7 protein-coding genes, 1 tRNA gene and 1 pseudogene are annotated in these 10173 nt (G+C 72.0%); 5 read left to right on the top strand and 4 right to left on the bottom strand.

The window, feature by feature from the left end; genetic code table 11:
- The first annotated feature begins 152 nt into the window (after positions 1–152).
- The 4 genes from ACIGFK_RS29905 to ACIGFK_RS29920 all read left to right on the top strand — a co-directional run bounded on the left by ACIGFK_RS29905 (position 153) and on the right by ACIGFK_RS29920 (position 4569).
- Positions 153–1964 carry an MFS transporter gene (locus ACIGFK_RS29905; RefSeq protein WP_386465131.1) on the top strand — a complete coding sequence of 604 codons (1812 nt, stop codon included), beginning with the start codon at positions 153–155 and terminating at the stop codon, positions 1962–1964.
- 143 nt (positions 1965–2107) lie between these two features.
- Positions 2108–2314, top strand: coding sequence for a hypothetical protein (locus ACIGFK_RS29910; RefSeq protein WP_376661747.1), 207 nt, complete (start codon positions 2108–2110; stop codon positions 2312–2314).
- Positions 2315–2494: 180 nt separating this feature from the next.
- Positions 2495–3136, top strand: coding sequence for a sortase domain-bontaining protein (locus ACIGFK_RS29915; protein ID WP_400054319.1), 642 nt, complete (start codon positions 2495–2497; stop codon positions 3134–3136).
- Positions 3137–3330: 194 nt separating this feature from the next.
- On the top strand, positions 3331–4569 hold the full coding sequence (locus ACIGFK_RS29920) for an ATP-binding protein (protein ID WP_386464933.1): 1239 nt from the start codon (positions 3331–3333) through the stop codon (positions 4567–4569).
- Between the two features lie 57 nt (positions 4570–4626).
- On the opposite strand, the gene ACIGFK_RS29925 is transcribed toward ACIGFK_RS29920, so the two are convergent.
- A tRNA-Arg gene (locus ACIGFK_RS29925) sits at positions 4627–4699 on the bottom strand.
- Between the two features lie 1001 nt (positions 4700–5700).
- Here ACIGFK_RS29925 and ACIGFK_RS29930 point away from each other — a divergent pair.
- The gene (locus tag ACIGFK_RS29930; RefSeq protein WP_376661745.1) at positions 5701–6204 is read left to right on the top strand and encodes a nucleoside deaminase; all 504 of its coding nucleotides are present in this window, start codon (positions 5701–5703) and stop codon (positions 6202–6204) included.
- Positions 6205–6331: 127 nt separating this feature from the next.
- On the opposite strand, the pseudogene ACIGFK_RS29935 reads toward ACIGFK_RS29930, so the two are convergent.
- From ACIGFK_RS29935 to ACIGFK_RS29945, 3 genes and pseudogenes are all read right to left on the bottom strand, one after another.
- Positions 6332–7009 (bottom strand): annotated as a pseudogene (locus ACIGFK_RS29935) (histidine phosphatase family protein); the annotation flags it as partial.
- 104 nt (positions 7010–7113) lie between these two features.
- Complete coding sequence (locus ACIGFK_RS29940) at positions 7114–8913, bottom strand: carbamoyltransferase (RefSeq protein WP_376660684.1); 1800 nt, start codon at positions 8911–8913, stop codon at positions 7114–7116.
- 19 nt (positions 8914–8932) lie between these two features.
- Positions 8933–10048: an NAD(P)/FAD-dependent oxidoreductase gene (locus ACIGFK_RS29945; RefSeq protein ID WP_376660683.1), complete on the bottom strand. Its 1116-nt coding sequence runs from the start codon at positions 10046–10048 to the stop codon at positions 8933–8935.
- Between the last annotated feature and the right edge of the window lie 125 nt (positions 10049–10173).

Genomic DNA, 10173 nt, shown 5'->3' on the forward strand with positions numbered 1-10173 from the left:
AGCGAGGGTCCGGCGCCCCGGGCAACCCCGGGGCGCCGGACCCCGTCTATCGGGCCGGGGGCGTGCGCACCTGCGCGTGCGCGAGGGTGCATTCACGTGTGGGGAGTACGGCTGTGACCACCGCTGAGCGGCAGGACCGGCGGGCGGGTGCGGTGGTCGCGCCGCCGGCCGGCGGCGATTCCGGGCCGCCCGTGGCCGGCTGGGCCCGGCGCCATCCGGTGGTCGTGGCCACCGTGCTCGCGGGGCTGCTGCACGTCGCCTGGTTCTTCAGCTTCGCCAACAGCGGCGGCGATCTGGCCGCGCAGGACGCCTGGGCCGAGTTCGTCGGCCGGCACCCCGATTCGGCGTACAACCTCGCCTGGTACGGGGGCATGCACCCCGTCTCGTACAGCGTGGTCTCGCCGTACCTCATGCACATGCTCGGCGTCCGGACCACGATGATGATCGCGGGCACCGTCTCGGCCGGCCTGCTCGCGCTGGTGCTGACCCGCTGCCGGGGCGCCGTGCGCGAGCCGCTGTGGCCCGCCCTGGCCGGGGTGTACGGGCTGCTGTGCAACGCCCTGTCCGGCCGGGTCACCTTCGGGCTCGGCGTGATGTTCGCGCTCGGCGCGGTCGCCGCGGTCTTCTGCTGGCCGCGCAAGTGGTCCCGGCGGCGCTGGGCCAAGGCCGCCGTGGCCGCCCCGCTCGCCGGGCTGGCCACCGCGGCCAGTCCCGTCGCCGGACTGTTCCTCGGGGTGATCGCGGCCGCGCTGTTCCTGAGCGGGCGGCGCCCGGGTGCGTACGCGCTGGGGCTGGCGCCGGTGGCCGTGGTCGGGCTGTCGGCGTGGCTGTTCCCCTTCTCGGGGACGCAGCCGATGAAGTTCGGCTCGGCGTGGCTGCCCTTCGTGTTCGGGCTCGCGATCCTGTTCCTCGTACCGAAGCGGTGGAAGACCGTTCGGATCGCCTCGGCCGTCTACGCCTTCGGGGTGTTCCTGACCTGGGCGATCGACTCCCAAGTCGGTTCGAACGTCACCCGGCTGGTGATGCTGTTCGGCGGGGCCGTGCTGCTCGCCGCCCTCCCGTACGCGCTCGCGCGCTCGCGGCGCCGGCGCGCGCTGGTGCTGGCCTTCGCCGGGCTCACCGTCTGGATCACCACCAACAGCGTCATGGACGTGGTGCGCACCACCCCGGTGGCCGCCTGGAACCGGGAGCTGGCCCCGCTCGTCGACCAGCTCCAGAAGGCGGGCGCCGAGCGCGGCCGGGTCGAGGTGGTCCCGGCCAGCAGTCACCGGGAGTCCTCCGCCTTCCCCTCGTACGTGAACCTCGCCCGCGGCTGGAACCGGCAGGCCGACCTGGAGCGGAACCCGCTCTTCTACGACGACACCCTGACCGCGGACTCCTACCGGGCCTGGCTGGAGCGCTGGGCCGTGCACTACGTGGTGCTGCCGGCCGACAAACCCGACTCGGGCGGGGAGGACGAGGCGAAGCTGGTGCGCGGCGGGCTCCCGTACCTCCAGCCGGTGTGGGGCGACGCGAACTGGCAGCTCTTCAAGGTGAGCGAGCCGAGCGACCTGGTGGCCGGGCCGGCGACCGTGGTGCGGGCGAGCGCGGACCGGCTGGTCATCGACGTGAAGGAGGCCGGCCGGGTGCTGGTGCGGATCCCGCACTCGCCCTGGCTGGGGCTGGTGGACGCGGCGGGCAAGCCGGTGGCGCCGCCGGAGGAGAGCTTCGCGTCGCGGGCCCGCAGCGGGGCCGTGGGCGGTGGCGGGGGCTCGCTCCCGAAGGAGTACACGAACACGGCCGGGTGCCTCTTCAAGGCTGCTCCGGACGCGGCCGGGGACGTGTGGACGGAGCTGCTGGCCCCGGCGCCGGGGGAGTACCAGGTGGCGGCGAAGTACCAGCTGCCGCGCGGGACGCCCTGCCCGGAGGAGCTGATCCACCACTCGCTGGGGACGCCGCCGCGGCCAGCTCCGCCGCGTCCGTGATGGTGCGCCCGTGACCCCGCGCCCGTGATGCCGGGCCGGTCCGTCATTCTTTGCCCTCGGTCCGGGTGCGTTCATCCTTATGTCTGCATACGATCCCAATAGTCCGATTGGATGCTGTGTCCCCCGAGGGAGTTGACAACGGGATGACCAAAGAGCAGAAGCAGGATGTCCGGGCAGCCATCGCGAGGGCGCAGGGGCAGGATCGAGTGCCGCCGCGCACGCAGGGCCACGGCTTCGAGGGGCCGCTGCGGAGCAAGGTCAAGGGCGGGCTGCACACGAAGGCGGCGCTCAAGCGGGCCGGCACTCCGCAGGGCGACCGCATCGGCGAACGCACCAGCGGCCTGAGCTGATTCGAGGTGGCGAGGCCCTTCCGGTTTCCGGCCGGAAGGGCTTTCGCATGCTTCCGTACTCCTCCGACCTGGGACTTCGGTCCCGGCCGGGGCCTTCATGGCTTTGCCGGGGAGTATCCGGGCAATCGTTACATTGCCTACGTATGACCCATACATCGCCCTCGTAGCGTCGGTCGTGTGATGACCTGCACCGCCACCCCCGCCCCCGCCCGCCGGACCCGCGCCGTCGCGGCCGCCGCCCTCGCCGTCGCCGTCTCCGGCGGCCTCGTCGCCTGCGGGGGCGGCGCGAAGCCGGCGCCCGCGCCCGAGGTCGGCAGCACCGCGGCCCCCACCCCCGCCTCCGCACCCGCAGGCGCCCCCGCCCTTCCCCCGTCCAGGCCGACCGGGATGAAGATCGACGCGGCCGGCGTGGACGCGAAGAAGATGGTCGGCCTCAAGGTGGACGCGGCCACCGGCGAGCTCGGCGTGCCGAACGCCGACACCGACGCGGACAGCCCGGGCTGGTGGACCGAAGGCGTCACCCCGGGCGAGAAGGGCGTCTCGGTGCTCGTGGCGCACTTCGACACCCGGCACGGACCGGCGCTGATGAAGGACGTCGCGAAGATCGGGCTCGGCGATCTCGTCGAGGTGCCGCGCGAGGACGGCAGGACGGCCAGGTTCAAGATCCGCGAGATCGAGGAGGTGAACAAGAAGGACTTCCCCACGGACAAGGTCTACGGCGCCACCGACCGCCCCGAGCTGCGCCTGCTGACCTGCGGCGGCGAGATCGAGGACGGCCACCGCACCGACAACGTCATCTTCTACGCGTACCTGGTCGCGTGACGGGGCCGCGCCCCGGCGACCGGCCCCGCCCCGGAGGCCGCCGCACGCCTTCCGGGGCACGCGTATTACGGTGAACCGAACGGGAACGATCACGAAGACGCGCACGAAGCAGCGCACGAAGACGAGCACGAAGACGAGCACGAAGCGATCACGCCGCAGATCATCCGCCACCCGTCGGAGCCGGAGCCCAGCCGATGACCCCGCGCCCCCGCCTGCCCGCCTGGACCTCGACCCTCACCTGGAGGGCCGCGGTCTTCATCACGCTCATGTGCTGCGGCCTCGCCGCTCTCCTCGGTGGCCTCGTGCACGGCGCCATGACCCGCCAGACGGTCTCCACGGCCCGCGAGAAGGCGCTGGGCAAGCTGGAGCGGATCACCAAGGAGTACGAGACCGGCGGGCGCATGGCGCGCGGCGAGGGCATCGACCCCGTGGGCCTGCCGCCCGAACTGCGCGCACTGGCGGTCAGCGGCAAACGCGGCACGGCGGTCGGCGAACACCGCGGCCGGGCCGCCATGTGGGCCGCGGCGCCCGCGGACGGCGAGACCGCGATAGCCGTCTCCGTGGACTTCACCGGCAGTGAGCGCACCATCGCCGAACTGGACCGGGCCATCCTCGGCTCCTCGGGGCTGGCCATCGGCGGCACCCTCCTCATCGGCGCGTTCGTCGTCACCCGGATCACCCGGCGGCTGCACCAGACCGCGCAGGTGGCCCGCCGGATCACCGCGGGCGACCTGGACGCGCGGGTCGACGACTCCCGGCGCTCCCGCGACGAGGTGGCGGCCGTCTCCCGCGCCCTGGACACGATGGCCTCCACCCTCCAGGACAAGCTCGAAGCGGAGCAGCGCTTCACCGCGGACGTGGCGCACGAACTGCGCACCCCGCTGACGGGCCTGAACGCGGCCGCCGAACTCCTGCCGCCGGGCCGCCCCGCCGAACTCGTACGGGACCGGGTGCAGGCGATGCGCTCGCTGACGGAGGACCTGCTGGAGATATCCCGGCTGGACACCCGCAGCGAGCGCGTGGAGCTGGACTCGTACGACCTGGCCGACCTCGCGGCGCGCACGATCCGGGCCTCCGGCACCGACACCGGCCTGAAGGTGATCACCTCCCTCCGGGTGGAGACGGACCGGCGGCGCCTGGACCGCATCCTGGGCAACCTGATCGCGAACGCCCACAAGCACGGCGCGGCCCCGGTCACGCTCACGGTGGACGGCCCGACGCTGACCGTGACCGACGAGGGCCCCGGCTACCCGCCCTACCTCCTGAGCTGCGGCCCGCAGCGGTTCCGTACGGAGGGCATGAACAAGGGCCACGGACTGGGCCTCACCATCGTCGCGGGCCAGGCCCGCACCCTCGGCGCGACCCTCACCTTCCACAACCGCCGGCCGAACGGCGCCGAGGCCCGGGTCACCCTCCCGACACCCGCGAGCTGAACGCAGGGCCACACGCAGAGGACCCCCGGCCTGAGTGGCCGGGGGTCCTCCGTTCTGTGCCCTCGGCAGGATTCGAACCTGCGACACCGGCTTTAGGAGAGCCGTGCTCTATCCCCTGAGCTACGAAGGCGGGGCCTTGCACCGCGGCAAGGGGCTGGGCTGCCACGGGAGCAGCCCAGGGACAGCGTAGCGGATCAGGGGGCGGCTCCGGGGGTGGGTTTTCGGGGGACGGGGTGCGCTGGTTCTCGGCTCTGACCAGCGCCGGACCGGGACCGCCGGACCCGCCTCGCGCCGGGTGGCCGGCTCGTCCGCGCACCGGCGCGCGGGGAGGCGCTCCCGGGCCGCTCACACGGCGCTCCCGGGCCGCCCATGTGCGGCTCCCGGGCCGGGTTTCGACGGCCTCCGCGGACATCGGGGACATCGGGGAGAATTGCGATGGTGAAGCCCTCGCCTCCGGGCGGGGCGTCACGGGCGCGATCCCGCCGGGTGTTCCGCTTCCTCCCGGGGGCAGCGGATATTTCCGGCCTCCACCCGACCTGGCCGGTTCTTGTCCGGTTCCACATTTCCGGCCTGGCCGAGAAGCATGATTGCTGGAGCATGAACCAGGGGTGACATCGCAAGCGAACAACGTCTCGTAGGAGTCTACGAAGAGCGGTTCTCAGCCAGGGCAGTTTTCATGTCTTCGACCGCTAGCTGACACCACTCGGTTGCCTGTCTACTCGTGACGAGTTGCCGCGAAGCAGGCGGAAAGTGTCTGTCGTGTCCGGGTCGCCATCGCTCCTGGGGCGTCCGTGCGGCAACTCGATGCCAGCCAGGATCCCGGTCCCTCCCGTTTCCTGGCCGAAACGAAGGGGGAGGGCCATGAGCGTGACGTTGTCTGGTCGGCGCGTCGATGTCGCATGGCCTGATCCAAGCCATCCGCAGTGCGACAGGGCTGAGCTCGACCCACATCCCGGTCGCACCGGAGCACCTGGTCGGCGCCCCGTCGCGCTGATCTTCCGCAGGCGTCACCAGCAGACCTGACCGCTGGGCGGCGCCCGCAGAGCCCCCTCCGTCCCGGATGCGGATTCCCGCACGGGTAGAGCAGCACACCAGTCCGGGGAATCCCCCACCCTCTCCAAAGGAGTGACCATGACCGCGCACACCGCCGAAGCGAGCGTCCAGGCCATCGAGACCGCATGGCTCGACGAGGCCATCCGCCTGGCCACCGAGAGCGTCGCCAACGGCGGCGGTCCGTTCGGCGCCCTGATCGCCAAGGACGGCGAGATCATTGCTCCCGGGAACAACCAGGTGACCTCCAACCTGGACCCGACGGCGCACGGCGAGGTCACCGCGATCCGCAACGCCTGCCAGAAGCTGGGCACCTTCTCCCTCGAGGGCTGCGTCCTGGTCACCTCGTGCGAGCCGTGTCCGATGTGCCTGTCCTCCGCCCTGTGGGCGCGCGTGGACCGGATCATCTTCGCCGCCGACCGTGACGACGCCGCGGTGGCCGGCTTCGACGACCGCAAGTTCTACGACCTGCTCGAGGTGAAGGCCTCCGGGGACTGGCCGATGTCGATCGAGCGCCTCGACCTGCCGAACCGTACGGCTCCGTTCGACGCGTGGCTGGCCAAGACCGACCGCATCGACTACTGAGCATCCCCGGTCCCCGGCTCCTTCGCGCGGCAGGAGCCGGAGACCGTCGGCGACGCCGGTCCCCGGACCGCAAGAGCGCCCCGGCCCCCGCGGCCGGGGCGCTTTCCCGCTTCGTGCCGGCGCGCGGCTACCGCAGGTGCGACGTGTCGTTGAACGACCGCACGGAGGCGTTCCCCGTGGCGTAGTACGCGACCGTCGACACCGACGCCGCCGCGATCTCCATCCGGAACAGCGACTCCGGCGGAGCGCCGAGCGCCAGCCGGACCAGCTGCCGCACGGGGACCACGTGCGAGACGACCAGTACGGTCTGCCCCGCGTGGCGCGCCAGCAGCCCGTCCCGCGCCGCCGCCACCCGCCCGGCCACCGCGTCCAGGGACTCGCCGCCCGGCGGCACGGCCGCCGGGGACCGCAGCCAGGCCGCCAGCTCCTCGGGGTGGCGCTCGCGGACCTCTGCGAACGTCAGCCCCTCCCAGGCGCCGAAGTGCGCCTCCCGCAGCTCCTCGTCGACCCGCACCTCCAGCCCCAGGCGCCCGGCGGCCGCCTCGGCGGTCTCCCGGCAGCGCCGCAGCGGCGAGGCCACGACCGCCTGCACGTCCCCGCGCGCGGCGAGCAGCGCCGCGGTCGCCTCGGCCTGCCGCCGCCCGGCCGCGGAGAGCTCCGGGTCGGTGCCCCCGCTGCCGGAGAACCGCTTCTCGGGCGTCAGGGCCGTCTCCCCGTGCCGCACGAGCAGGAACGTCGTGGGCGTGCCCTGGTCGGCGAGCCCGGCCGGGGCCGGTTCGGGCTCCTCGTTCTCCGCGTGCTCCTTGAGTGCGTTCAAGCCTGCTGCTCCTGGGTGTGGTGGCGTACGGGATCAACGCCGTCGCCGGGACGTCGGCGTACGACGTCCCGGCGACGGGTGGGCGGGCGGGGTCAGGCGGACGCGGCGGTCTTCCTGACGAGGTGGTTCCCGAGCACGACGTAATCGATCTCCGTACCGAGGAAGCAGTTCAGCGCGTCGGCCGGGGTGCACACGATCGGCTCGCCGGCCACGTTGAACGAGGTGTTGATCAGGCAGGGGACGTCGGTCAGGGCGGTGAACCGCTGCAGCAGCGCCGCCAGCCGCGGGGTGGCGCCGTGGTCGAGCGTCTGCACCCGGGAGGTGCCGTCGACGTGGACCGCACCCGGGATCACGTCCACGAACTCCGGCCGCACAGGGAAGACGAAGGTCATGTACGGCGAACGGGTCTTGCGGCCCATGTCGAAGACCCGCGGCGCGTCCGACTCGAGGACGAGCGGCGCGAACGGGCGGAACGGCTCGCGGTGCTTGACCTTGGTGTTGATGATGTCCTTGATGTCCTGGAAGCTCGGGTTCGCCAGGATGCTGCGGTGCCCCAGGGCCCGGGGCCCGTGCTCGATCCGGCCCTCGTAGTAGCCGATGACGACCTTCTCGGTGAGCAGCTTCGACACCTGGTCGACGATCTCGTCGTCGCTCAGCCGCGTCCACTCCACGCGGTCGCCGAACTCGGCCAGGGTCCGCTCGATCGTCGCCTCGTCGTACTCCGGTCCGAGGTACGGGGTGACCGGGGCGATGGGCTTCACCTTGCCGGCGCTGTCCGGGTGGCCGATCCAGGCCTGGACCGCGGCGCCGATGGTGATGCCCGTGTCGCTGGCACCGAAGCTGACGTCCATGTCCTCGAACCGCGACCCCTCGAACAGCGGGGTGTTGTTCAGGCAGTTCAGCGCCACGCCGCCTTCGAACAGCAGGCGGTTCAGATCCGACTTCCGCTCGAGCGCGCGGACCTGGTGGCGGGTGACGACCTCCAGCATCTGCTGCGCCGCCGCGGACACCCCGGCCTGGTACTCCAGGGTGTCCTGCCGGGGTCCGAAGTACTCCTCGAACAGCGGGTCGAGGCTGTGCGGGTCCTCCGTGGCCAGCGGCGTGGAGAAGGTGTACCGCCCGTCCTCGCGCAGTTCGACCAGGTTCTCGACGAACGGGTTCGGGACCGGGGGCTCGGCGTACCCGGCCAGGCCCATGACCTTGTACTCGTCATTGTTCGGCACGAAGCCCAGGAAACGGGTGATCGCGCTGAACAGGATGCCGATCGAGTGTTCCGCGCCGATGGCCGTCTCTTCGAACACCCGGATCCGGCCCTCGCGGATCTCGCCCGTCACCGTCGAGAACCGCTCGGCGCGACCGTCGCTGACGAGGAACGCGGAGTCCTTCATGCCGGCCAGGTACCAGCCGGTCATCGCGTGGGCGAGGTGGTGCGGTACGAACACCACCTTCTCCGGGTCCGGGGTGAAGCCGGTGCGCGCGGCGAAGTCCGCGATCATCGCCTCGGGGCTGACGATCTCGGCGAACAGCCTGCGCATGCTGTCCACGACGTACGCCTGCGCCCCGGGCTCCATGGGCGCCGCCATGATGTCGGCCAGCAACTGCTCCTGGACGCCGGCCGACCAGTCCCAGGGAACGGCGATGAGGTCGATGTCCGAGAACTGCAGTCCTGCCTGGTCGAGGCACCACTTCACCGAGTTGAACGGGAAGTCGGTGGTCTTCTTGTCCCGATTGAGGCGCTCTTCCTCCACGGCCGCGACCAGCTCGCCGTCGACCAGCAGCGAGGCCCCCGCATCGTGGCCCATGAGGTAGTGCTTGTTGATGCCGACCGCGCCGAGGTTCTCGGCGAAGAATTCCGAGACGCGGGAGAATCCGTTACAACCCAAGACGATCATGTGTCATTCCTTTTCTTGGCTACGCAGCATCGGCCGTGCCACCGGACAACCGGTCGGTGGTGAGGCCGGCCGTGTCGGTCCAGGGCTGCTTGCCGAGTACGAGGTCGCGGACGATCTCTCCTGCCGCGGGCGCCTGGCACAGCCCCTGGCCGGAGAAGCCCGCGGCGTAGACGAAGCCGGGGTAGGAGGGAGCGCGGCCGATGAAGGCCGTCCCGTCCGGGCTGACGTCGAGGTCCCCGGTCCACCCGAGGTCGAGCCCCTGGCCCGCGAGGCCCGGATAGGTGGTGCCGAGCCGGTCCGACACCCGTCCCAGCCAGGCCTCCCGGGACTCGCCCGGGCCGGGGCGGCCCATCCCGACGAGGATGCGGTCGCCCAGGGTCCTGATCCGCAGGCTGGACGGATGCAGGGTCATCGGCAGCGCGGTGCGCGGGGCATCGGCGGGCGGGTCGGCGAGGAGCATGTCGACGGGGTACGTGATCACCGGAAGGTCCACGCCCGCCAGGGCGGCGACCGTGCCCGCCCAGGGGCCGGCCGCGCAGATGACGGTGTCGGCGCGGATGCTGCCCGCGGGCGTGTGGACCCGCCCGTCCGGGTCGATGCCGATGACGGGCGTTTGCGTGTGCAGCACGGCACCGGCCCGCTGCGCGGCCGCGGCGTAGCCGCGCACGATCGCACCGGGGTCGATGGAGTAGGCCTCCGGCGCCCAGGCCGCCGCCACGATGCGGTCCTCGTCGACCAGCGGGTTGAGCCGCACGGCCTCGGACGGCGTCACGAGCTCGACGTCCACCCCCGCGGCCTGCTGGGCGGCCTGCTCCCGCCGGAACGCCTCCACCTGCTCCTCCTCGGTGAACAGCACCAGGAAGCCGAAGCGCTCCAGGCCGAGACCGGTCCCGGTCCGCTCGTGGAAGGAGTGGTACGCCTCCATGCTGCGGGCGGCCAGACGGCTGGTGAGGGGGCTGCCGGGGAAGAACGTGCGGACGACGCCCGCGGTGTTTCCGGAGGCTCCCGATCCGAGCGCGCCACGCTCCAGCAGGACCGTGCCGACCCCGGCCTCGGCGAGATGGCACGCGATCGACGTGCCGATGACCCCTCCGCCGATGACGAGGGCCTCGGTGTGTCCGGACAGCTCGGTCATGCGGGCAGCTCCAGCTCGGTGCGGTGCTGCCGGAGGTCGTCTGTGGCGTTCCAGGGGAAGAGGTGGAGGTTCCAGGCGCCGAGGAGGTTGATGTAGAGGGCGAGTTGGCGGGTGACGGCGAGGTA

Source organism: Streptomyces sp. NPDC085524 (assembly GCF_044541755.1).
GTDB lineage: Bacteria > Actinomycetota > Actinomycetes > Streptomycetales > Streptomycetaceae > Streptomyces.

What these genes read in the sequence shown, in the direction of transcription:
- ACIGFK_RS29940 (WP_376660684.1), bottom strand. Translation starts at nt 8,913, where the DNA reads ATGATCGTCTTGGGTTGTAACGGATTCTCCCGCGTCTCGGAATTCTTC.
- ACIGFK_RS29920 (WP_386464933.1), top strand. Translation starts at nt 3,331, where the DNA reads ATGACCCCGCGCCCCCGCCTGCCCGCCTGGACCTCGACCCTCACCTGG.
- ACIGFK_RS29930 (WP_376661745.1), top strand. Translation starts at nt 5,701, where the DNA reads ATGACCGCGCACACCGCCGAAGCGAGCGTCCAGGCCATCGAGACCGCA.
- ACIGFK_RS29945 (WP_376660683.1), bottom strand. Translation starts at nt 10,048, where the DNA reads ATGACCGAGCTGTCCGGACACACCGAGGCCCTCGTCATCGGCGGAGGG.
- ACIGFK_RS29910 (WP_376661747.1), top strand. Translation starts at nt 2,108, where the DNA reads ATGACCAAAGAGCAGAAGCAGGATGTCCGGGCAGCCATCGCGAGGGCG.
- ACIGFK_RS29915 (WP_400054319.1), top strand. Translation starts at nt 2,495, where the DNA reads ATGACCTGCACCGCCACCCCCGCCCCCGCCCGCCGGACCCGCGCCGTC.